The sequence below is a fragment of the Polyangiaceae bacterium genome, from assembly GCA_020633205.1.
Taxonomy (GTDB): Bacteria; Myxococcota_A; Polyangia; order Polyangiales; family Polyangiaceae; genus JAHBVY01.
Window position 1 is genome coordinate 117,324 of sequence record JACKEB010000013.1, and the last position, 20,730, is coordinate 138,053.

Annotated in this window: 21 protein-coding genes and 1 tRNA gene; 10 read left to right on the top strand and 12 right to left on the bottom strand. The window is 64.1% G+C overall.

Features of this window, described 5'->3' with window-relative positions; all coding sequences use genetic code 11:
* Positions 1-104 precede the first annotated feature (104 nt).
* Both H6718_16830 and H6718_16835 read right to left on the bottom strand, forming a co-directional pair.
* Complete coding sequence (locus tag H6718_16830; GenBank protein MCB9587067.1) at positions 105-944, bottom strand: hypothetical protein; 840 nt, start codon at positions 942-944, stop codon at positions 105-107.
* Between the two features lie 65 nt (positions 945-1,009).
* Positions 1,010-1,570: a hypothetical protein gene (locus H6718_16835; protein ID MCB9587068.1), complete on the bottom strand. Its 561-nt coding sequence runs from the start codon at positions 1,568-1,570 to the stop codon at positions 1,010-1,012.
* A 98-nt stretch (positions 1,571-1,668) separates the two neighbouring features.
* On the opposite strand from H6718_16835, the gene H6718_16840 reads away from it, so the two are divergent.
* Positions 1,669-2,022 carry a hypothetical protein gene (locus tag H6718_16840; GenBank protein MCB9587069.1) on the top strand — a complete coding sequence of 118 codons (354 nt, stop codon included), beginning with the start codon at positions 1,669-1,671 and terminating at the stop codon, positions 2,020-2,022.
* Positions 2,023-2,067: 45 nt separating this feature from the next.
* On the opposite strand, the gene H6718_16845 is transcribed toward H6718_16840, so the two are convergent.
* From H6718_16845 to H6718_16855, 3 genes are all read right to left on the bottom strand, one after another.
* Positions 2,068-2,526, bottom strand: coding sequence for an SRPBCC domain-containing protein (locus tag H6718_16845; protein MCB9587070.1), 459 nt, complete (start codon positions 2,524-2,526; stop codon positions 2,068-2,070).
* A gap of 2 nt (positions 2,527-2,528) precedes the next feature.
* Positions 2,529-2,948, bottom strand: coding sequence for a helix-turn-helix transcriptional regulator (locus H6718_16850; GenBank protein MCB9587071.1), 420 nt, complete (start codon positions 2,946-2,948; stop codon positions 2,529-2,531).
* A 247-nt stretch (positions 2,949-3,195) separates the two neighbouring features.
* Positions 3,196-3,270 (bottom strand) — tRNA-Cys (locus H6718_16855).
* Between the two features lie 466 nt (positions 3,271-3,736).
* Here H6718_16855 and H6718_16860 point away from each other — a divergent pair.
* The 6 genes from H6718_16860 to H6718_16885 all read left to right on the top strand — a co-directional run bounded on the left by H6718_16860 (position 3,737) and on the right by H6718_16885 (position 10,185).
* Positions 3,737-5,569, top strand: a complete 1,833-nt coding sequence (locus H6718_16860; GenBank protein MCB9587072.1) for an MFS transporter — start codon at positions 3,737-3,739, stop codon at positions 5,567-5,569.
* Positions 5,570-5,626: 57 nt separating this feature from the next.
* Positions 5,627-6,307 carry a TetR/AcrR family transcriptional regulator gene (locus H6718_16865; protein MCB9587073.1) on the top strand — a complete coding sequence of 227 codons (681 nt, stop codon included), beginning with the start codon at positions 5,627-5,629 and terminating at the stop codon, positions 6,305-6,307.
* Positions 6,308-6,413: 106 nt separating this feature from the next.
* Entirely contained in the window at positions 6,414-7,016 is a 603-nt protein-coding gene (locus H6718_16870) for a hypothetical protein (GenBank protein MCB9587074.1), read from the top strand.
* A gap of 126 nt (positions 7,017-7,142) precedes the next feature.
* Complete coding sequence (locus tag H6718_16875) at positions 7,143-8,096, top strand: hypothetical protein (protein MCB9587075.1); 954 nt, start codon at positions 7,143-7,145, stop codon at positions 8,094-8,096.
* A gap of 115 nt (positions 8,097-8,211) precedes the next feature.
* Positions 8,212-9,174 carry a hypothetical protein gene (locus tag H6718_16880; protein ID MCB9587076.1) on the top strand — a complete coding sequence of 321 codons (963 nt, stop codon included), beginning with the start codon at positions 8,212-8,214 and terminating at the stop codon, positions 9,172-9,174.
* Positions 9,175-9,312: 138 nt separating this feature from the next.
* Complete coding sequence (locus H6718_16885; GenBank protein MCB9587077.1) at positions 9,313-10,185, top strand: hypothetical protein; 873 nt, start codon at positions 9,313-9,315, stop codon at positions 10,183-10,185.
* Positions 10,186-10,191: 6 nt separating this feature from the next.
* On the opposite strand, the gene H6718_16890 is transcribed toward H6718_16885, so the two are convergent.
* The 6 genes from H6718_16890 to H6718_16915 form a co-directional block, all read right to left on the bottom strand.
* Positions 10,192-11,802 carry a hypothetical protein gene (locus tag H6718_16890; protein MCB9587078.1) on the bottom strand — a complete coding sequence of 537 codons (1,611 nt, stop codon included), beginning with the start codon at positions 11,800-11,802 and terminating at the stop codon, positions 10,192-10,194.
* A gap of 157 nt (positions 11,803-11,959) precedes the next feature.
* Positions 11,960-13,171, bottom strand: a complete 1,212-nt coding sequence (locus H6718_16895) for a hypothetical protein (protein ID MCB9587079.1) — start codon at positions 13,169-13,171, stop codon at positions 11,960-11,962.
* A gap of 121 nt (positions 13,172-13,292) precedes the next feature.
* On the bottom strand, positions 13,293-14,351 hold the full coding sequence (locus H6718_16900; protein MCB9587080.1) for a GGDEF domain-containing protein: 1,059 nt from the start codon (positions 14,349-14,351) through the stop codon (positions 13,293-13,295).
* Positions 14,352-14,570: 219 nt separating this feature from the next.
* The gene (locus tag H6718_16905; protein MCB9587081.1) at positions 14,571-15,512 is read right to left on the bottom strand and encodes a restriction endonuclease; all 942 of its coding nucleotides are present in this window, start codon (positions 15,510-15,512) and stop codon (positions 14,571-14,573) included.
* A 6-nt stretch (positions 15,513-15,518) separates the two neighbouring features.
* Entirely contained in the window at positions 15,519-16,367 is an 849-nt protein-coding gene (locus H6718_16910) for an MBL fold metallo-hydrolase (protein ID MCB9587082.1), read from the bottom strand.
* Between the two features lie 168 nt (positions 16,368-16,535).
* On the bottom strand, positions 16,536-17,138 hold the full coding sequence (locus H6718_16915) for a TerB family tellurite resistance protein (GenBank protein ID MCB9587083.1): 603 nt from the start codon (positions 17,136-17,138) through the stop codon (positions 16,536-16,538).
* A gap of 70 nt (positions 17,139-17,208) precedes the next feature.
* Between H6718_16915 and amrB the strand changes: the two genes are divergently transcribed.
* The 3 genes from amrB (at position 17,209) to H6718_16930 (ending at position 19,605) form a co-directional block, all read left to right on the top strand.
* A complete protein-coding gene (gene amrB / locus H6718_16920) occupies positions 17,209-18,021 on the top strand; it encodes an AmmeMemoRadiSam system protein B (GenBank protein ID MCB9587084.1) in 813 nt (270 codons plus the stop codon).
* Positions 18,022-18,093: 72 nt separating this feature from the next.
* The gene (locus H6718_16925) at positions 18,094-18,657 is read left to right on the top strand and encodes a YqgE/AlgH family protein (GenBank protein MCB9587085.1); all 564 of its coding nucleotides are present in this window, start codon (positions 18,094-18,096) and stop codon (positions 18,655-18,657) included.
* Between the two features lie 6 nt (positions 18,658-18,663).
* Positions 18,664-19,605 carry an SUMF1/EgtB/PvdO family nonheme iron enzyme gene (locus tag H6718_16930; protein MCB9587086.1) on the top strand — a complete coding sequence of 314 codons (942 nt, stop codon included), beginning with the start codon at positions 18,664-18,666 and terminating at the stop codon, positions 19,603-19,605.
* Positions 19,606-19,637: 32 nt separating this feature from the next.
* Here the strand turns inward: H6718_16930 and H6718_16935 are convergent, their stop codons facing one another.
* A complete protein-coding gene (locus H6718_16935; protein MCB9587087.1) occupies positions 19,638-20,450 on the bottom strand; it encodes a hypothetical protein in 813 nt (270 codons plus the stop codon).
* Positions 20,451-20,730: the final 280 nt, after the last annotated feature.

A 20,730-nucleotide genomic window follows, 5' to 3' on the forward strand; every position in this document is an offset into this window, starting at 1 on the left:
TTGCCGCTTTAGGAGATCCAGTGGGTGCTGGTCCTCAGTCGCTGGTTTTCAGGCGAGACTTCGCGAACTGCTTGGTGGTCTTGCAGAACACCAGAAGAGAGCCCTCAAGGGCCCGCAGGTAGGTCGTCGCAGTTGCAGTGCAGGCTGCTGAACGACTCGCCACTGACTGTTGCTTCGGGGATCGCATCGCAGCCACTCAGCGGGACGCGCAAGGACATGTTCCCGTACTCAGCCCAGCTCTGCTCTTCGAGATCGCATACTTCGCCGGGGCACACTCCGTCGTGGTCGCAGGTGCCTCCGAGAGAGGCGCAGGCTGCGGTGCACGAGGTGCGCGCGTCGAAGCTCTCGTACACCTCGTGGCAGAGCGCTTCGCGGCAGTAGCTGAGCGGCGAATTGGGGTTCGTGCTTGCGCCGGAGCACGCCAGGTCGCAGCCGCCGCAGTTGAAGTCGTCTTGCAGCATGTCGATGCAGACGCCGTTGCAAGGACCCTCGCTGGTGGTGTCGCAGGTCAAGTTCAGATCGATGCGATTGAAGGTGTGGTGGTCGTCGCGATCGATGACCTCGAGCTGAAAGGTGCGCTCCACGCCCGCTTGGGTGCCAGAAGTCGCCTGGACTTCGTGCGCCCGCCGCCAGTCGAGGGTGAAGGCGTAGGTGCCTTCGCTAAGGGCATCGAAGCTGCCGTAGCTCGTTCCGTCGACGTCGAGCAGCTTGACGGAGACGATATCATCGATTCCTTGAGGATCACTGATCGTCGCTTCGAAGGTGACGCTGAGCGTCGGGGTCAAGCGATCGCCGCTCTTCGTGAACGAAGCGACTCGCGGGCTAAATGGATCCTTCGCGGCGCCTGCTCCGCCGCGCGGGCCTGTACTTTCAGAACTGGAACAAGCGCCTGCCAGCGCCGCGAGCAACAGCCAACACACGCACTTCGACCTCCAACCACTCATCCGGATCTCCTGTGAAGGGTGGAAGGGACGACTGAGGTGAGGGAAAGTTCTTTCTGGGCGAACTTTCAGTCCGCGGCGTTGCCTTTGGTGGGCGCCGAACGCTTGAAATGGAATACCGTCTCTTCGAGCTCGCCGTTCGCTCCCCGATAAATTTCCGTCTGATCGAAGGCGTCCGCGTCGATGAAGTGCAGGCGCTTTTCGACCAGCACCGAGGCGTCTCCGCTGACATTCGTTGCATCGAGGAAACGCAAGACGATGGAGTCGGCGTTCACCTCTGCGGCGCGCAGTCGGGGTTGATTGCCCTGACCGCAGTAGTGCGTGAGCATCAGCGACTGCTGATCGGGATGATAGACGCTGACCGTCTTACGACCATTCGGCGGCACGAAATCTTCGACCAGAACGCTCTCGTTGGAGACCAAGCTGAACGACTCCGTGAGTTGCTTGCCGTTAGGCAACTGGGCGCTCCAGCTACCCGGCAGGTGGCTGCTCATGCGCTGCCAGAACGCGGCGCAGTTGGGAGCGGTTACGCTGGTCGCGATTGCTGGTCGCTCAGGGGGCGCGGCGCTGCAGCCGTTGGAGAGCGCTACGAACAAACTGGCCCCGAGCGCTCCCGTGCTTTTCCTCATGGCGAGCCGGCTAGCACGGCTTTTCTGCTGAGGCGACTCACACTTCTAGGCCCGCGGGCTGGTAGTGATGTGGAAACGGCGTACGCTCTCCGGTCAGCATGACTCACTCGAGCTCATTCAGCGGCAGTTTGGCTTCAGTGGTGGCGTCAGCACTGCTTAGTGCCTGCGGCGGTGCAGCGCCTACCGCTGGCTCACCAAGCTCCGACGGAGAGATTGAACCTGAGAGCATTCCCATCGCGGACGAATCGGACCCGGAGCCGCAACGCACTCAAAATCCGACTCCGCCACGCCAGATCGTCGCCGAGCCCGAGCCCGCGACGGATAGCGACTGCTGCCGGGGTCGCAACGAGTGCAAGGGGCTCGGCGGATGCGCAGTTGCTGGAGCCAACGACTGTCGCGGCAAGAACGAGTGCAAGGGGCTTGGCGGCTGTCAAGCGCACTGCCCCGACTAGCGATCGCCCCGATTGGACATTGCCGCGAGGCAACACGTGACAGCGCTAGGGTAGCTCCGCATGTTGGAATGCGCTTGCTCCAGACACGTGGCGCACCAAGTTGTCGAGGGTGATGTCCGTGTTCTCCGCGACACCGACGTTCACGAATTGTTCGAGGTGCTCCGGGGACGAACAGCGAATCGTGACTTCCATGTGCGTCTCGCTGCCCTTCGCCTCGAGCAGGACGGTGCCAACCGCGCCCATCGCCTCGAACACGAGGCGGCTTGGCGGCGTGATCTCGACGTAGGTCCCGGCGAACGCCTGGGAGTGGTGTTTGTTGCGGAAACAGAACGCGCCGCCGACGCGTAGGTCGACGTCGCACGACTCCAGGCGCTCGCCCGTTGGATCCCACCACTCCGTGAGCTGGTCGGCCTGAGTCCAGGCGTCGAACACGCGCTGGGGTGATGCCTGAATGCGGCGAGCGAAGCGGATGGTGAGGGTGTCTTGTTCGATGGTTGCGCGCATGATCAGTTCTCCTGCTTGCGGCGTTTCCCTGCGGTTGACTTGCCGCTTGATTGTTTGCCGCTTGGTTGTTTGACGTTCTTGGGTTTGGCTGGGCCGCTTTCGGCGCGAGCCAGGAAGTTTTCGAGGCGGTCGAAGCGCCGCTCCCACTGCGCCCGGAACGGCGCGAGCCAGGTGTCGACCTCTGCGAGGGGGCCGCCAATCACCAGGCTCCGCCACCGGCGCTGCTTGTCGCGCTGGGTGTTCACCAGCCCAGCGTCTTCCAGCACCCGCAGGTGCCGCGAGACGGTGGGTTGAGCGAGATCGAAGGGGGCGGCGAGCTCCGTGAGTGTCGCGTCTCCCTCGGCGAGGCGCGCCAGGATCGCCCGCCGAGTGGGATCCGAGAGCGCCGCGAAGACCAGGTCCAGCTGTTGGTCTGTGTTCATAGCGACTATGCTATATAGCAATGTAGCTATGTAGGCAAGCGGGCGTGCGCTGAAACTCGCCAACGCGCGTGCTGCAGCCGCTTCGAGCTAGCCAACGGTGGGAACTCGATTCGAGCCTGGTCGACCCAGCGAGTCGGGCGAGGCGCAGACAGACCGCAGAGGCGTGGCCCAAGTGGACGAGCGGTCCCGCGAGCCCGTCACGTCCAGTTGCTTGGAGCGTTGCGAACGGGCTGTGGTGGGGAATGTCTGGAGGTGGAGACGGGATTCGAACCCGTGTATGACGGTTTTGCAAACCGTTGCCTAACCACTTGGCTACTCCACCGTTAGGCTGACTCCCCGTCGGGACGGGGCCATCCGCGCCAGGGGCTCGAATGAGTCGCGAACTCTGTTCAACAGAGGCACTCGAGTCAAGCGGGAAGCGCGGGGCGGCGGGCGATTTCTGGACGATATCGGGGGCTTGGCCTCAGCCGTAGAGCGCGGATCAGCCCTCACCCCCGAACCCTGCGCGGGATCTGCTCAAAGACTTGCGCGCTGCGCGTGGGCTTTATGCGCTCCAGGTTGCTTGGACCGCGTCCTTTTTTGGGGGGAGGCGGCACCGCGCCAGGGCGGCAACTCAAGGGGAAGGGCGCTGTTTCGTCACTCGCCAGCGGGGCGCTGCAGTGTATGGTGCCGAGCCTCCGACGGGCGGGTAACGAAGCAGATTTGGGGGCGTTATCGACGCTCTCTCCCAGCGGTCTCCCGCGCGCCGTCTAGAACTGACCACCCGTCGTTTCCATATTGAAAAACCAATGAGTGGAACAGAGATCGCCGAGTTTAGCCATTCCGCGGAGTTTCGCAGGCGCCGCTTTCTGAACTGGTTCCCGATGGGCCTGACGTACGCGTTCCTCTACATGGGGCGCTACAACCTCACGGTGGCCAAGGGCGCGCTCGGCGACCTGATGACGAAGGAAGACTTCGGCATCATCTTCGCGGCGGGCACCACGGTTTACGCCCTGGCGTTCTTGATCAACGGCCCGCTGGTGGACCGACTCGGTGGTCGCAAAGGTATCCTCGCGGCAGCGATTGGTGCGTCGGCCGCGAACCTGTTGATGGGCGCGTATCTGTGGCACGTCACCGGCTCTGGCAACCCGGAAGAGGCGCCGCTCAGGCTCGTGTTTTCGATCCTGTACGCGCTGAATATGTATTTCCAGAGCTTCGGCGCGGTCAGCATCGTGAAGGTGAACGCGCACTGGTTCCATGTGCGCGAGCGCGGCGGCTTCAGCGGGATCTTCGGCACGATGATCTCGAGCGGCATCTTCCTCGCCTTCACCGTGAACCAGTGGTTCCTCGACGCCGCCAAAGCGATCTTCAAGAACGCGCCCTCCCAGTGGGTGGTGTTCCTGATGCCGGGTCTCTTGCTGCTCTTGATGTTCTTCGTCGAGTACGGCCTCTTGCGAGATCGCCCCGGGCTCGCCGGCCACCAAGACTTCGACACCGGCGACGCTTCGAGTGGTGATGATGACGAGGCGCCCGTTCCCGCGTGGGAACTCATCAAGCGCATCCTGACCAACAAGATCATCTTGATGGTCGCGTTCATCGAGTTCTGCACTGGTGTCTTGCGTAACGGCGTGATGCACTGGTTCCCGATTTACGCCCAAGAGGTGTGGGCGCTGCCGGACCACCATCCACTGCGCTACGGTTCCTGGGAGAACCTCTGGGTGATCGGTGCTTGCTTTGTCGTGGCCGCCATCAGCGGCTTCATCGCGAGCCGCGCTCAAGGGGCAAGGCGTGGCTACTTGGTGATCTTTGGTGGCCTCGCGTTCCTGGCTCCGTTCGTTCAAGGCGGCTGGGGCGGCCTCTTGTTCATCGCAGGCGTGATCGGCGGCAACGTCGCCGGCTGGGTGAGCGACCTGTTCTTCCAGTCCCGTCGCGCCCCGGCTGCCGCGGGGATGTACGGCCTGCTCACCTTGTTCTCCATCGGGATGATCTTCACGCTCGCGCCGGCTCACAACACCGTCGGCAACGCGGACGAAAAGACGCTGCTGAAAGCCGGTGACGAGATCCAGAGCATCGGGGACCGCGCGGGATTCGATGGCTGGGCGCAGGTACAAGACGCCATCGCCTGCTATCGACCGGTGTGCGTGAAGTCGACGTGGGACGCGAAGACCTGCATGTGCACCACCGGCGAGAGCGCGTCGGGAGACGCCGCGGAGTCGACAGGTGTGATCCCCGTTGTCGTCAAGCGTGACGGCACGGAGCTGAAGCTCGACGTGCCGGATCCGAAGTCGAAGCAACGCGCTGGCGACCGACGGCGCATCAAGGCGAGCCCTGAGCTCCCCATGTCGCCGTACTTCCTGGGCGCGCTCGTGTTCTTGCTCAGCCTGTGTGTGATCGGCATCCACGGTTTGCTGTCTGGCACCGCGACGATGGACTTTGGCGGGCGCAAAGGCGCGGGCACCGCGGTGGGCGTGATCGACGGCTTCGTCTATCTGGGCACGGCGCTACAGTCGATCAGTCTCGGCTACATCACGAGCCGCGACTGGCAGTACTGGCCGGTGTTCCTGGCGCCCTTCGCGCTGCTGGGCTTCATCCTGTGCACGCGGATTTGGAGCGCCAAGCCTTCGGGTAAACCGGCCCACTGATTGTTTCAGCCTTGAAGTACCTGCGCTCGCGGCAACAGTCCTTGCTAAGCTCCGCCAGTGGACGCGAAGCCGAGCGAGCGAGAACTGCCAGCGTTCTTCGCGCGCCTGTGTGAGCGCTACCCCGAGGCAGAAACGCTGCTCGGGGACGACACCAAGAGTCGCATTCTCGCTGGAACGGCAATCGCGATCGCGCGTCATGGCCTGCGAGAGTCGTCCGTAGAGCACATCCTCGAGGCATCAGGCTTCTCTCGGCGCACCTTCTACAAGGCGTTTCGCTCCAAGGAGTCGGCGGTCGAGGCGCTGTTCGAGGCTTGCGCTGGCTTCCTCGTGGTAGCGGTGCGCACTTCCGTAGAGAAGGCAGCGACGCCCGCCGAGAAGGTGATCGCCGCGGTCGATTGCTACCTCGAGCTGCTCGAGCTCGGTGGTCCGCTGTTGATCAGCCTGCAGGCGGAGGCGATTCGTCCCGACTCACCCCTGGCGGTGCATCGGGAGTTCGTGTTTCAAGCGCTGGTTGGCTTGCTGGATCTCCATGTGCGCGCAAGCCTCGGCGTGGCCGTGGACCCCTATGTCTTTCGCTGTCTCCTGATGGGCATGGAAGGCCTGATCATCGAAGCGGAGCGGCGCGCCGAATTTACCGTACGGGAACGCGAGCGGGTGCGCGCGGCATTCTTGCCGGTCTTGCTGCGTACGCTGGCGCCCGAGGGAGCGAAGCTCGCCAGATTGCCCAAGGCGCCCTAGTCACCTCACCTCTGAGCGCTCTCGTGTGCCAATCTGTGCGTTGAAGCGATAGGTAGCTGAATTGGGCTGTTGTTGCGTCTGGCACATGACCTGCAATCAACCTCGCATGCTTTCTCGAACTTGGGTCAGTTGGACGCTCGCGGCGCTCGGGCTGTTTGCGGTTGGGGCCTGCGGAGGGAACTCTTCAGGAGCGGGCGGCTCGTCTGGGGGGGAGACCGGATCCGCTGCCGCAGGGAAAGGCGGTGACGACGGCCACAACTGGAGCGCGGGCGGAGTTGGTGGCACGGCGGGTAGCTCAACCGGAGGCGGTTGGACCGTCGCCGGTGGACCCGGAGTGGGTGGGAATGGTCCGAATTGTTGGTCGGAGCCACTGCGCTCCGCTAGCTTTTGCGGCGACTCGTACTGGGACAACGAGGCGTGCACCTACTCGGTCACGTGCGGCGGCGAGTCGGTTGAGTTGACTTATGTGTGCCGCGGCGCGGCGTTTGAGTTGCTGGGGACGCCATGCGGTGAACCCTTTGCCCTGTGTCCCGAGTACGACTTGATTTGCGACGGAGTCTGGAAGTTCGCGTACACCAAGGAGTGCCCCGGCGCGTTCGCCAAGGAGGGAGACGCCTGCGGCGCGGTGGAAGCGAATGGCTGTGAAGTGGGCTGTCGCTTTCGGTGTGCTGGCGTGCCGAGAGAGCGGCGCCTCGAGGCGTGCAACTAAGCGACTCGCGTCGCCAGGGGAGTCGCGGAAGTGTGCCAACTGGCACATCCCCGGGCTGTGACTCGCCCGGATTTCCGCGCACGAAGACGCCCGGTGAGCTGGCACGCATGCTGCTTTTCAGAGCACATGGCTTTGGGGACTCGAGCGAAGTTGAAGGGCATTCGTACGCCGTTCGTGGTGACCACCGCGGCGGCACTGGCTGTGGCGTGCGGAGGGAGCGCGTTCGACAGTGGTGGTTCGGGAGGGAATGGCGGCAGCGGCGCGGTTGGCGGCAGCGGTGCGGTTGGCGGTAGCGGTGCGGTTGGCGGCAGCGCTGGCTCCTCTGGCAGCGCTGGCTCCTCTGGCAGCGTGGGCACCGGAGGCAGCGCTGGCGCTGGCGGCTCTCCTGCTTGTCCAACCACGCCGCCCTCAGCCTTCGAAGCCTGCCCTGAGGGCATCAACGAAGCGGGCGGCTGCCAATACACAATTGGCTGCCAGAGCGGGACCTATCCCTTCACCTTCAAATGCAACGACTACGGCACTTGGACGTTGGAGAGCTACGCTTGCTCGAACCCCTACGACTCGTGCCCGGGCACCGAGATCACCTGCTACGACCAGTGGCAGATCTGGGAGGGCACCAATCCGCCTCCGCCTTGCCCTGCGGAAAAGCCTGCGCCCAGTAGCTCATGCGACAACAACTGGGGCTTTGGGCCGGCGACTTGCGGCTACCCGTGCGAGAACGGCCAAGGTTGGACCGTCGGCACCTGCTACTACTGGAGCGACCCAATTTGGGCCTTCGACGGAGCCTGCAAGGGAGACTGCTCTGCGCAGGACGCCGAGCTGCTCCAGTACATCGAGCAGAACAAGAGCTGCAACACAGTGGAAGACTGCAAGATCGTCTACACCAACGGCTGCTCCGCGCGTACGGAGCACTGTAGCGGTGCGTTCTACGTGAACAAGGCCGCTTCAGAGGCGGAGATTGGCAAGCTCGATTCGGCGCTCTCCAGCTGCATGGAAGGTGGATCGTGTGCAGTGTGTGATGGGATCCCGGCACCTGTCGCCTGCAACAGCGGCGTGTGTGGGGCCGAGCTGGGCAACTAGCGATCGACACCGGAGTGGATCCGCAAGGTCGCGGTTTCGAATTGTGCCAAAGTGTGCGGCCGCGCATCGTGGTCGCGGTTTCAGCGCGTGGCATGGGGATTGCTCCGGCCCCCGCATGCATCTGAAGACAGGTCTGGGCGCAGAGCCTCGAGGTAAGCTAGCGGCGTTGCGCGTGCCGCTCATGGTGACCACTGCAGTTGTTGCTCTCGTTGCGTGCGATGGTTCGACGAACGGTGAATCTGGAAACAACGGCGGCAGCGGTGCGGTCGGCGGCAGCGGTGCGGTCGGTGGCAGCGGCGCGGTCGGTGGCAGCGGTGCAGTCGGCGGCAGCGGTGCAGTTGGCGGCAGCGGTGCCGTCGCTGGCAGCGGCGTTGGGGGTACCGGCTCTGGGGAGTGCCCCGCGGAGCGACCCTGGCAAGGGAGTGGCTGCGCCAGCGTCCCCAGAGGGCTGGAATGTGAGTACGACGTCGCCTGTCAGACCGCGACCCAGCGCTTCACCTACGTTTGTAATGGCCGGTGGGAGCTTCAGCCCTCCTCGTGCAGCAACGAATGGGAGTCTTGCGGTTGGACCAACATCCATTGCCACAACGGGAGCTGGTTCGAGTATGACGATGAGCTCGATCCTCCTCCGCCTTGCCCCGCGGAAAAACGTGACCCTGGGAGTAGCTGCGCTGACGACCGAACCATCTTTGGGGTACCGACGTGTGGTTACTTCTGTCCGGACGGCCAGACGTGGACTGTGGGGTCTTGCTACCTCAACGAAGACCCCACGTGGGCATTCGACGGTGCGTGTGCCGGTGATTGTTCCAACTCAGGCCTGCTAGGCTACGTCGAGCAGCACAAGTACTGCAGCACCGCGAGCGACTGCCAAATCGTTCAGACCAGCGGATGCTCGTCGGTCACGGATCACTGCTCCGGTGCGCTTTATGTAAACCAAGACGCCGATGCGACGGAAATTGGCAGGCTCGATCAAGCCCTGACACAGTGCCAGCAGACGGGAGGCTGCGCCGCCTGCGCGGATACTCCGCCTCCGCCGGCCTGCGTGGAACGGCAGTGCGTGCCGCAGCCCGCGAGTTAGGGGGCTCGAAGTATTGCCTGGAGGAAACAAGGGCCAGACGATACTCCGAGAGGTAAATGATCTGCGCCGTCGCTGGGGCCGCTCGCGTCTTGCCTTTGAGTTGGCGGTCGTGGTGATTGCTGGTAGGCTTTGGGAGATATGAAGACCTCGCGGAAGCGCTTGCCATTCGTGGTGACGACGGCAGCGGTGCTCAGTGGTTGTGGCGGCAATTCAGATGGCGGCGCTTCGCGCGGCGATGGTGGGAGTGCCGGAGTTTCCGTCGGCGGAATGGGGGGGACTTCCACCGCGGGCGAAGGCGGTTCATCAGGTAGCGGCACTGGAGAGTGCCCGGCAGAGGCTCCGCGCTACCTCGGGTGTCTTGGTGTTGGCGCCGGCACGACTTGCGACTACGCGGTCGCGTGTCAAAGCAGCGAGCAGACCGTTCGCTTCACTTGCGACTCAGCGGGCTACTGGCAGGCAGGCGGCAACTGTGATTTGCCCTACGACTACTGCGCCGACGCAGACGTGGAGTGCCGGGGTGGCGACTGGACGCCGCGCCACCCCGAGCCCTTCGTTGGCAACCCACCGCCACCTTGCCCCGCGGAAAAGCCAGCGCCCGGTTCCAGCTGCGCGGACTCCACGCTCGAGTGGGGGTCGCCTACGTGCGGGTACTCCTGCCCGAACGGCACGGAGTGGACCGTCGGGTCGTGCCACGCCTCAGGTCCAGTTTGGGCGTTCGATGGCGCCTGTGCTGGCGATTGTTCTAACGCGCCCCTACTCGCGTACGTGGAATTCAAGCGGAGCTGCAAGAAGGTCAGCGACTGCCAGATCGTTCGGATCAGCGGCTGTTCGACGATCACCGACCACTGCTCAGGCACGTTCTACGTGAACCAGTCCGCGGACCCCGCGGAGATCAGGCGCTTGGACCAAGACTTGGAAGCCTGCCAAGCGGCGGGTTGCACCCGGTGTGGTCAACCCGCGCCGGCAGCGGCCTGCGTGGACAACCGCTGCGTGCCTGCTGACGGAAGCTGAGCGCTCCTAGATCTCGAACGCCATCGCCTCGAGCCGTGCCTGCTCACGAGCCCGCAAGATCTCTCGTGAGAGCTGGTTCAGGTCGGAGCGCATCGCGTTACGGGTGACCTCGATGCGGCTCTCCACCAAGCTGCTCGCGGTGTCGAACTTGTCCTGGAGGGCGCTGACCAGCTCTTCGAGTTCGCGATCGAGCTCCAGGAGCTCTGCTTCGGTGCCCTCAATCAGCTGCTCGAGGGTTTGGGGCAGCACGTCATCCAGGGGCGCGAGGACTTCTTCCGCGTCCAGCTCCGGAAACAGCCGCTTGTAGCCTTCCAGTGTTCCCCACAGCTCGAAGGCTTGCTCCGCGTGAGGCACTTCGCTTTGCAGGTCGCTGAGGGTCGACTCGAGATATTGCCACGCGGAACGATAGCGTGCGAACTCGCGCTGGTAGTTCATCTCCTCGATGCGTGGCCACAGGTGATGCCTGAAGCTGTGGTCGTAGCTCGTCGCCGCGTCTTGCAGGCTGTTGCTTGCTTCGGGCAGCTTCTTGAAGATGCGCTTCGACAGCTCCTCGGCGCACACCAGGAGCGTCTGGGGAACGATGCGCTGCCGGAGCCGGTGAATCGCGCGATCCGTCAGCATGCTGGCCTGGCTGACGGTGATGTCCGTTGCCTCGTCCAAGGTGTGCGCAAACTGATCCACCCAGAGCCTGAGCTGGGTCAGGTGATGCTGGTAGATCTGCTCGCGCTGCTCCGCGGCGCCCGCGTTCAGCTGCTGCAGGTGTCTCACGGCCTGCTGAGACTTGGAGTACAAGAAGAGATACAGCCCGACGTACACCAAACCGTATGCCGCCAACCAAAGCCCGAGGGCGATCAGCGTGGGTGCGTTTTCGTTGATGGTATCCGTGAAGAAGCCGTGACCTGGCAGCTTGAAGCGGCCGTGCATCCACAGGTCGACTTCGTGAATCAGGCGCCGGCGCGCGCCGAGGGCGATGTCGATCAGCACCACACTGACGATCAGCACCACCAAGGACAGCCGGCGGAGCAGCACGCCTAGGGGCATTTGCGCGTTCTGACTCATGCGCGCGAGGTGCTGAGAGCTGTAGACGACGTCAGCCGCACCCAAGAAGAAGACCAGCGCACGCCGGACGAAGCCGTAGCGTGAGCGCAGGGCGAGCTTGAAGTTCGTTTCGTCTGGCGCGGGCTCGCGCTCCAGGCGCCCGAAGTTCGGCTTCAAGCTCACCGCGTCTCGCTTACCCTTGCGGTGCCTGATCGAGAGCGGCTCGATCTCCTCAGCCGGCTCCGCCGAGAACAGCCGCTCCACAAAGTCTTTCCGTACGGATTTCGCTCGGATGGCCTCGCGCAGCTCCACCAGCTGACGCTCCACACGCAGCGAGTACAGCTCCGCGTCGGCGTCCTTCAAGTCGCCGGATAGCTTGCGCCAAATCTTGGAGGCCTTGGCTTTCCACTGGCTGCGCGCGCGGTGGGTGCGCTCCTGCGTTGCCGCGGCCGCCTCTTGGACGAGTCGTGCTTGGAGGCTGCGGAAGCGCGTCAGCCAGAAGACCTTGTGCACGAAATAGCCGAGGGCCAGGAAGGTCGCCCCATAGAAGGCCGTCGCAAGCAAGTCCCCGAAGCTCATCGTTCCGCTCGGCGCATGCCATGCAATGTCTAGCGAGACTTTGCAAGGCCCGCATCGGCAGCAGCTTGGCGCCGATCCAGAGCCTAGCCTAGATGGCGGATTTTTGGGGGCGCTGTCAGGGATTCAGGGAGGCGCGTCTCGGGGCCAATGGTCCTAGCTAGTTCAGCTGTTCCTCGTACTGGCTCACGGCCGTGAACGTCGCCTGGATCCCCGAGAGCGCCTGTCCGGCGCTCGCTGAGCACTGAAGCAGCTCTTCGAACGCCGCAGTGGTCGCGAAGTTGACCACCTCCGTCGCGCTCGTTTGAGCCAGCTGACCGTCGGCGCAGCCATCCCACAGCATGGTCGCGAGGTTCGCGTTGGTGATGTTGTACGCCTGGGCGACGGCTACCAGGTCTTGGCCTTGGGTGTTGGTGAGTCCACACAGATCGCTGAAGGCCAAGTGCCCGGCGTTGCCCAGGCCTACCAAACGCTTCTTGGGTGGAGCTGCCGCGTAGGCGTCGCTCTGCCTCGAGAAGGCCACGACACCGTCGTCCAGCGCGCCCATGATGAGTGTGGACTCCGGCGCAGGGTCGACGCCGCCTGAGGCCATCGGGATCAGCACCTTGACCCCGGCGGTCTGACCAAACCCAGCGATGCCACCGCCGCCCGCGCTGTGGCCGGCCATGCCAATGCGCGTGAGATCCGCTCGATCCCCGAGGAAATCGAGGCCGGCGCTCCCGGTGCTTAGCGCACTGAGCAAGGCGCTGGTGTCTCCCGGTAGGTCAGCGCCAAACTTGAACTGCAACAAGTCTCCCAGATAGAGGCCCTGGTGATCCTGGCTCAGCACGATGAACCCTCGGCTTGCCCAGTGGGTCATCTGGCTCAGGCTCTGGGTGCGGAACGCTGCGGTGCCGTGAATGAAGATCAGCACCGGGTAGGGGCCGCGCCCTGTGTCCAGGGGTAGGTCGCGATAGCAATCGCAGGCTTGCCAGGGGTTGTCCTCATCGGGGATCTTTCCCTGCTCTGCGTCGGGCAACCAATTCCTGAGATCGTAGACTACGCTCTCTTGCCCGCGCTCGCTGGCGTATTCCGCGGGGTACCAAATCTCGGTGGTGACGCCGCCCACATCCAACGTGCGGGCTCCGACGGGCCACGGGCCGCGCTCTCCAGGATCTTCGGAGATCTCGAACAGCTTCGAGCCGCAGCGCTCCTCCTCAGGAGGCAGCGTGACCTGTCCGCTACTTCCTCCGGCTCCGCCTCCGCCGCTCGCGCCGCTGCCGCCAGTGCCTCCCGTCGCGCCGCTGCCTTCGCTTCCGCCCGAATCCGAGCCGCAGGCGGTGCTCAGGCTAAGCAACGCTAAACACACCGTTCCCAACCCCACTCGCGTCATGCCGAGCAGGCTGACCGAAGCTCGGTCCAAGCGCAATGTGAGAAGTGCTACTTTTAACTACGTTTCAGCTTGGCTGTTCAAGCGCCAGGACCACTTCAACGGTACGGGCTGGAATCGCTTGCTAGATGGGGTCGATGACCACGCAGTTGCGTCCGCGGTTCTTGGCTTCGTAGAGCCGCGCATCGGCGACCGCAATGAGCTCTTGGGCCGTGGGAGCGGTCACGCAATCCAGGGACGCACACCCCGCGCTCAGGGTCACGGGGATCTGCTTCCCTTCGTGGTCCACTGGGGAGCGCCCGACCACGCTGCGTATCCGCTCGGCAGCACAGAAGGCGCCGTTCAAGTCGACGTTGCGTACGATCACCAGGAACTCTTCCCCGCCATAGCGCGCGAACACGTCTTCCGTTCGCAGCTCACGCTTGGCGAGCTTCGCCAGGTGCTTGAGCACTGCATCGCCCGCCTGGTGGCCGTGCTCGTCGTTGACGCGTTTGAAGTGATCGAGGTCGACCAAGATCACGCTCAGCATGGAACGGTGGCGCACCGCGTAGGCGATTTCAGCAGCTAGGCGCTCCTCACCATGGCGGCGATTGTGCGCGCCGGTGAGTGGATCGAGGATGCTCGAGGAATACAGCCGCTCGAGCATCGACTTCTGCTGACCATCCATCAGGGAGAAACGGAAGCTGACGCGCGGACCGAGCTGCAGGCAGTCTCCATCGCGGAGTTGCAGGCTGGTCACGTTACGCCCGCCGACATAGCAGCCATTGCGAGAGCCCAGGTCCTCGAGCCAGATCTCACCTGACTTCAAGTGGAGCCGAGCGTGCTTGCGGCTAACGCCAGCGTCATCGATTTGTAGGTCGGCGGAGGGGCTGCGACCGAGCACGATGCCACCTGGAGGGATGGTCCGCACGGCTCCCGCGCCATGCCCGTCCATGCGCACCAACACTGGCGTCTCCCGTGCTGGCGGGATCGAACCGGTCGCTTCAATGACCTCGAAGCGACCCGTTTCACGCTCTTCTTCGCTCTCGAACGTTTCCCCGAGGAATTCGTCTTCGTGGAGCGGTCGGTAGCTCGAGCGCTGAGGACGCTCGTAGCGCCAGCCCGACTCGACTCTCGCGGTCGGCTGTTCGCCGAGGGGCGGCCGGGTTGGCAGCCAGGGGCGCTCCAGGGTGTTTATCCGCACTGCCGGCATCTCCGGAGCGGTTGGCTTATGTGCGAAGTGCGTTTCCGACCCAGTGCGCAGGCGCGCGCCAGACTCCGTACGGGCCGGGCTAGGGACAGGTTCGCTCTGCGCCTTCACAGGGTCTGGTAACGGTCGCCTTAGCTCGAGCTTGAGCGCGATCGGTGAAAAGCGCCCGACGCCGCGCCTCACCCCCGAAAAAACATTCGGATCTACCGGGGACTAACCCCGAGTGGAGCCTGGGCTCGGCTCGATACTCAGGGGGTTCAGCAGGTCGAAGAGCTCACGGCGGACCTCGGTGACCTGAGCGGCGTCGAGCCGTAGCTTCTGAAGCAATTCTGGATGAGCGTCGAGCTCACGGCAGAGCACGATGCGCTCGTCGAGGAGCTGTTGCTTGTGACGTTGCTTCAGGCTCGTGAGGCAGGTGATGGGGAACGCCAGCTCATCGGTGATGCGCTGAGCCAGGTTCCGGCGCGGCAGATCCAACTCCAGCACCGGCGGCGGCGGCACACTGGGACGTTGGTAGTCGGGCACGTTGATCGGGTCGCCATCTGGATAGTCCCAGCTCAGGAGGCCGAGGTGCACGCTCTCTGCGTACACGATCGCATCCGCGGTGAAACGACCGTTGGTGACCAACCAAAACTGATCGGAGTTTCCGTGGAGATCTCCCAGCAGGTCGCGGGCGCGCGCAGACACGTAGAGCGCTGTCTTCACGTCGCATTTCGCGTCGCCGCTCATCTTGTGTTTGCACTCGACGAGCAATCGGTGGCTCTTTGGTCCTTCGGCGAACTGAGCCAACACGTCGATCTCGTGATTGACCGCGCCCTTCAGGTTCACGCCAACTTCGGTCCGCCAGCCCTCACCGTGGAGCAGCGCGGCGATCAAGCGCTCGAACGGATAGCCCGTGGGTCCAAGCTGCATCACCGCGCGCTTGAGGCTATAGCGTGCAGCAATGTGTCGACGTTCCTTGCGCAGCTGACGGAAGGCGATGCGATACAGCTTATCCGTGGGGATCCCGTTGTCGACCCGTGAACTGACGCGCTTCGCGACACGCTCGATCAGCGCTTCGGCAGCCCCAGAGCGCGCGAGGGAGCGCTTGAGCTTCGTCAGGTCGAGAGGTTGCCGCTCCCCGTCCGCTTTGGTGACGTAGACGTCAGTGCCCATGCAACTTCAGCGCGGTGGAAGCTCGATGGTGTCGCCTTCGCTGGCGACCGAAAGCTCGCACTCGGGCGCGAATTCTTGGAGCCACGTCTCTGCGGCGGCGCCGATTGCGTCGAGGGCGTCGTCTGTGCGATCCGGGTCGTGATGGAACAGCGAAAGGCGCTTCGGACGCGCGAGCTTTCCGAGCTCGAGCACGTCATCCACCACCGAGTGACCCCAGCCCACCTTCGCGGGCATGTCGCTCTTGATGTACTGGGAGTCGTGGATCAACAGATCGGCGTCAGCAGCGAAGCGGGCCAGCTCGTCCAGTGAAATCACGGCGCCGGTTGGCGCTGCGAGTTCATTATCCGTGAGGTAACACACGCTGGAGCCATCGTCGTCCACGATGCGGAAGCCCTGGGCGCCCCCCGGGTGGTTCAACAGGATGCGAGATACTTGCGCGGAGCCGATCTGCCAGACGTCCCCGGCGGGCTTCGTGAAGTCGATCGTCGACGGGATGTCGTCCAGCCCGATCGGGAAGTGGATTGGATCGAACAGCGTTACCGTTTGGCGGAAGCGCTCCTGGGCTTCACTCGCCAACGGGTAGACGACGATCTCCGTCTCTTTGCGCCAGAGCGGACCGAAGAACGGAAGCCCCAACACGTGATCCCAGTGGGTGTGGGAGAGCAGCAGATGCACGCGAGCAGGCCCCGGGGCCATCTTCTTGCCGAGTTCGCGAAGTCCAGTGCCCGCGTCCAACACCAAGCGCGAGCCATCTGCGAGTTCGACCTCGACGCACGAGGTGTTGCCCCCGTAGCGAGCGGTGTTCGGTCCTGGCGCTGGTACCGAGCCCCGAACCCCATGAAATGTGACGCGCATCTGCCGGCACTCTAGCAACGTCCGGGCAATCCACGGAACTAGGTGGCACTCGCTACCGCAACAATCCGCCTCGTGCGCCAAAAGACGCGCGGAAAGTTCAGAATTATTCGGTACTTGGCTCGCACTAGGGAAACCGGCCTAGCTCAGATCGGCGGGGTCGTCGTGTGGCTAGCCACTGAGGTTGGATGAGGCGAGCGCGTTCTTGAGCGCCTTGGCCATGCGGTCGACCAGGCGTTGGACCTCGCCCACTCCAAACCCGAAGCGCGCGCCGAGGTCCAGCAGGCGATCCGCTTCCGCCTCGCCCAGCTCGCGGTCCGCGATCGCTGCAAGCACCGCGAATGACAACGCTTGTTCCCGCTGCTCGAAGCTCACGAGTTGGTCCGCGACGCGGCTCAAGCTGCCTTGGACGCCTTCGACTTCCAGGTGGCGCTGTAGCTCCTGAATCAGTTGAGCGGCTTCCGCGTCACCTAGCACCTGCTGAAACAACCGCTCGAGGGCCGTCTGCTCCTCTGGTGTGAGTTCGTCAGCTGACGCGACGATCAGCGCACACTCGAGCAACGCGCGCTGGGCGCGAGCGTCATTGGAGTCTGGAGCGGCGCGCAGTGCTCGTTGTCCATCGAGCAGGCTTTGCTTGCTTGGTAGGCGACCGCTAAGGGCGCGCACACCGCTCGCTCCCGCTTGGGATAGGGCCGCCTCGATCACGTGGTCGAGCGCGTCGCGCAGCAGAGGCGCGGACGCGCGAGGCAAGGCCGGCAGCAACAGGGCACTCATGGCGCGAGCTTATCCCGCTTCATCGATCGACGCTTCGATTTGCACGTGCGTGAGGCGTAAGCTCGTAAGGATGCACACACGACCAGCGCAAGTCCGCGGGCGCTTCTATCCCGGCAGTCCGAGGGAGATTGAGCGCCAGCTGGCGGTGTGTCTCGGTGAGCCGAGAGCGGAGCAACCGGCGCTTGCTTTGGTGTTGCCCCATGCTGGCTGGGTCTACAGCGGTGCCATCGCAGGCGAGGCGATCGCTCAGACGCGGATCCCGGAACGCGTGATCGTGCTGTGTCCGAATCACACGGGTCAGGGAGCTCGTGGCGCGGTGTGGGCGCGGGGTGAGTGGGAGTGCGGCATCGATCGAGTGCCGATCGACGAAGCGCTGGCAGACTCATTGCTCGCGCGCACGTCGGTGCTGCAGGCGGATGACAGCGCGCACTTCGGCGAGCACGCGATCGAGGTGCTGTTGCCGTTGCTGCAGGCGCGTCAGCCCGCGCTGCGCGTGGTTCCGATCTGTCTGGGTCCGCTGCGCTATGAGCAAAGCGCCGAGGTTGGAGCGGCCATGGCGAGTGTGATCGCTCAGTTGCCTGAGGCTGAGCGTCCGCTGATTGTTGCGAGCACGGACATGTCGCACTTCTTGAGCGCCGAGCAAGCGCAGCGCGCGGACGCACCAGCGCTCGACGCGGTGCTGCACTTGGATCCGCGCGCGCTCTACCAGCGCGTCGTCGAGCAAGACATCAGCATGTGTGGCTTCCTGCCCACCTGCGCGACGTTGTGCGCCGTGCGGGAGCTCGGTGCTTCACGCGCGGAGTTGATGAAGTATGGGCACTCCGGTCTCGTGACAGGCGACGACAGCCGCGTCGTGGCCTACGCGAGCTTCCGTCTCAGCTAGGGAATCGTGAGAATTCGAGTTGGGCCGAGCCAGCTTTGGACAGCGCCCTCGGGTGGGAGTAGCGTGTGACGGGTGAGTTCGCTGGCACCAGGTCTGTTGATCGCAGCTCCTCCGCTCGGAGATCCGAACTTCGACCGTTCTGTCGTGCTGCTCGCGCAACACGGGCCTGACGGCGCGTTCGGCTGGATCATCAACGGTAGAGACGTGATGACCCTCGAAGACCTGCTCGAGCGCGCCGACATCGGCGACACGCGGGTCGACACGGACGGTGCGGTGCGCATCGGCGGTCCCGTGTCCCAGGAGCAGGTCTGGTTGATTTACCGCACGGAAGAAAAGCTGCCGGACATCGATGGGCAGTTCGAGGTGTGTGAGGGAGTCACGGCGACTGCCTCTCGCAAGATTCTGGAAGCCGTCGCCGAGGGCAAGATGCCGCCCAGCTTGTTTGGCTTGGTCGGGTACGCGGGGTGGGCGCCCTCTCAGCTCGAAGACGAAATCCGCGCCGGTGCCTGGCTGCCGACAGATGTTGATGCGTCGCTGGTCTTCGACGTCTCTCGAGACGAGCTCTGGACCAAGGCGTATGAGCGCATTGGCGCCTCTGCCTTGGCCTTCACGACTCGCACCGTCGGTTCCGCCTGAAGACCCATGCAGCCCCGTGGCGAACTCTCGGCGCGGCGTCGACTGAGCCCGAGCCGCGCTTGGATTTGGGGGGGAGGGTGCATCGCACTGGCGCTGTGGCTCTCCGCAGCGAGCGCGACGCGAGAGGCGTTGGCGCAGCCGAGGGTCGCCGCTAGTGGCGCGTCGGAAGGCTCGAAACCCATCGCTGCCCCGACTCGAACTCGCGGTTGCCTTCCGGAAATGCAGCGGGTCGGTGCGTTCTGCATTGACCGCTGGGAGGTGCGCACCGAGACACCCGAAGGGCAGCCGCTCTCGCCGTTCTATCCCCCAGACTATCGAATCCTGAACAAGATCCGCAAGGTGTGGGTCCTCGAACGGCCGCATGTGGGCCCCGAGCGCGCCCGCGCCATGCCCCTCCCGCCGCTCCCCAGCTGGCAAAAAAAGCCGTTCAAGCTGCGTGCCGTTTCAGAGCCTGGCGTGGTTCCTCAAGGATACATGAGCTACTACATGGCCAAGCGCGCCTGCGCCGCTGCTGGCAAGCGCCTGTGTCGGGACGAAGAGTGGGAGAGCGCCTGCAAGGGCCAAGCGAAGACTAAGTTTCCGTACGGCGATGACTACGTTGCCGGGCGCTGCAATGTGTTTCGAGAGTTCCACCCGGCGGATGTACTGCACCTGGATGCTTCGAGCGGGCATCGGGACCCGCGGCTGAACCTGGTGCTGGAAAACGGCGTCGACCCAGGGCTTCGGGACACCGGTGGGACGAAGAGCTGCCTGAGCCACTGGCCGGGTGGTGATGTTTACGACATGGTCGGCAACCTCGATGAGTGGGTCGAAGACCCCAAGGGCCATTTCCGTGGGGGATTCTACTCGCGGAACACTCGCGCTGGGTGCGAAGCCAAGGTCGCGAACCACCCCGCTGGCTACTTCGACTACTCCACCGGGACGCGCTGCTGCGCCGACCCTCGCTAGCTGACGAATCGGCTCTTTTCGCGGGTCGTCGCTCAGGCGTCGCCCGCGCCCTGGAGTTGATGCTTCAGGCGCTCGAGCGCCAGATCGAGCTCTGCGATGACCGATATTTCAGGTTGGCTCTTGAGCGCCTCGTGTTCGCCGGCATGGGGGTCGCTCTCGAGTTCTGCGGGCTGCCACACGCTCCACACCAGCGCGACGATGCGCTCATCGGCGCTGAACGGGCTGGGTAGGGTGCGCAGGCTCAGGGTGCTCGCAGCTTCCTCCTCCCAGACGATGCTCAAGTCGCGTCCAGGGACGTGGCACAACACGCGGCCGCTCAACGGACGCTGGGCGATGCGCAGCTCGGCGCGCTCTCCCTCTTGCCCCACGGTACCACTCCAGAGCCAGCGACTGGCGAGCGCGGGTTCGGTGCCGAACGCGTACACAGTCTCTGCGCTTGCGTGCAGCGGTTGCGCGGCCCAGTGGCTCTTTCGCTCGAGACCTGGATGGCGCTCGAGGCTATGCCCAAGCTGGCTCAGCGCAAGCCGCCACGAAGAACTCATACCTTCCAGGTCATCAGCGTGCACCGACTCGTGGGTGAGGCGCAGCCCGCCAGCGATCACCTCGATCACGAGCTTGGTGTCCATGTCTTGGAGAACCACCCTGCGTCCTTGTTCGACCTCGGCGACGTCGAGCTCCATCGACACCCCGAGGGCAGGCCAGCCAAGCTCGATGACGGAGCCTTCGGTCACGTCACCTTTCACTTCGTCGGCTTGCCAGAGCGCGAGGCCCTTGGCGGTGCTGATCGCGCGCCAGACCTCCAAGCTCGGCGCCACGATGCGCCGCTCAATCTCGATCGCCGTCATGAGTTAGCGCTGCTTTCGCCCGGCCCGGGAGGCGCGAACAAGGGACACTTGGGTGAGCGCGTGGATGACGCGGAGCAAGACGAGGCGGACTGGACATTTCCATAGGAGTTCAAGGATGTCTGCCATATAGCGCGGTGCGCCGGAGTTTCCGATTGTCCTCGACGGACCAGCTGAGACAGCTTGAAACAGCGGGTTCTTCGAGGTTCTCCACCGGGGTGGAAATGATCCACCGACTGGAATTGGTGTTCCACCAGCCGTATGGTTCAGGCCTCTCCACGGG

Bases quoted from the DNA above. Each gene is read 5' to 3' on its own strand.
- H6718_16915 (MCB9587083.1), bottom strand. From the start codon at position 17,138: ATGAGTGCCCTGTTGCTGCCGGCCTTGCCTCGCGCGTCCGCGCCTCTG.
- H6718_16835 (MCB9587068.1), bottom strand. From the start codon at position 1,570: ATGAGGAAAAGCACGGGAGCGCTCGGGGCCAGTTTGTTCGTAGCGCTC.
- H6718_16870 (MCB9587074.1), top strand. From the start codon at position 6,414: ATGCTTTCTCGAACTTGGGTCAGTTGGACGCTCGCGGCGCTCGGGCTG.
- H6718_16860 (MCB9587072.1), top strand. From the start codon at position 3,737: ATGAGTGGAACAGAGATCGCCGAGTTTAGCCATTCCGCGGAGTTTCGC.
- H6718_16910 (MCB9587082.1), bottom strand. From the start codon at position 16,367: ATGCGCGTCACATTTCATGGGGTTCGGGGCTCGGTACCAGCGCCAGGA.
- H6718_16895 (MCB9587079.1), bottom strand. From the start codon at position 13,171: ATGACGCGAGTGGGGTTGGGAACGGTGTGTTTAGCGTTGCTTAGCCTG.
- amrB (MCB9587084.1), top strand. From the start codon at position 17,209: ATGCACACACGACCAGCGCAAGTCCGCGGGCGCTTCTATCCCGGCAGT.
- H6718_16935 (MCB9587087.1), bottom strand. From the start codon at position 20,450: ATGACGGCGATCGAGATTGAGCGGCGCATCGTGGCGCCGAGCTTGGAG.
- H6718_16850 (MCB9587071.1), bottom strand. From the start codon at position 2,948: ATGAACACAGACCAACAGCTGGACCTGGTCTTCGCGGCGCTCTCGGAT.
- H6718_16890 (MCB9587078.1), bottom strand. From the start codon at position 11,802: ATGAGCTTCGGGGACTTGCTTGCGACGGCCTTCTATGGGGCGACCTTC.
- H6718_16845 (MCB9587070.1), bottom strand. From the start codon at position 2,526: ATGCGCGCAACCATCGAACAAGACACCCTCACCATCCGCTTCGCTCGC.
- H6718_16840 (MCB9587069.1), top strand. From the start codon at position 1,669: ATGACTCACTCGAGCTCATTCAGCGGCAGTTTGGCTTCAGTGGTGGCG.
- H6718_16905 (MCB9587081.1), bottom strand. From the start codon at position 15,512: ATGGGCACTGACGTCTACGTCACCAAAGCGGACGGGGAGCGGCAACCT.
- H6718_16880 (MCB9587076.1), top strand. From the start codon at position 8,212: ATGCATCTGAAGACAGGTCTGGGCGCAGAGCCTCGAGGTAAGCTAGCG.
- H6718_16875 (MCB9587075.1), top strand. From the start codon at position 7,143: ATGGCTTTGGGGACTCGAGCGAAGTTGAAGGGCATTCGTACGCCGTTC.
- H6718_16830 (MCB9587067.1), bottom strand. From the start codon at position 944: ATGAGTGGTTGGAGGTCGAAGTGCGTGTGTTGGCTGTTGCTCGCGGCG.
- H6718_16885 (MCB9587077.1), top strand. From the start codon at position 9,313: ATGAAGACCTCGCGGAAGCGCTTGCCATTCGTGGTGACGACGGCAGCG.
- H6718_16930 (MCB9587086.1), top strand. From the start codon at position 18,664: ATGCAGCCCCGTGGCGAACTCTCGGCGCGGCGTCGACTGAGCCCGAGC.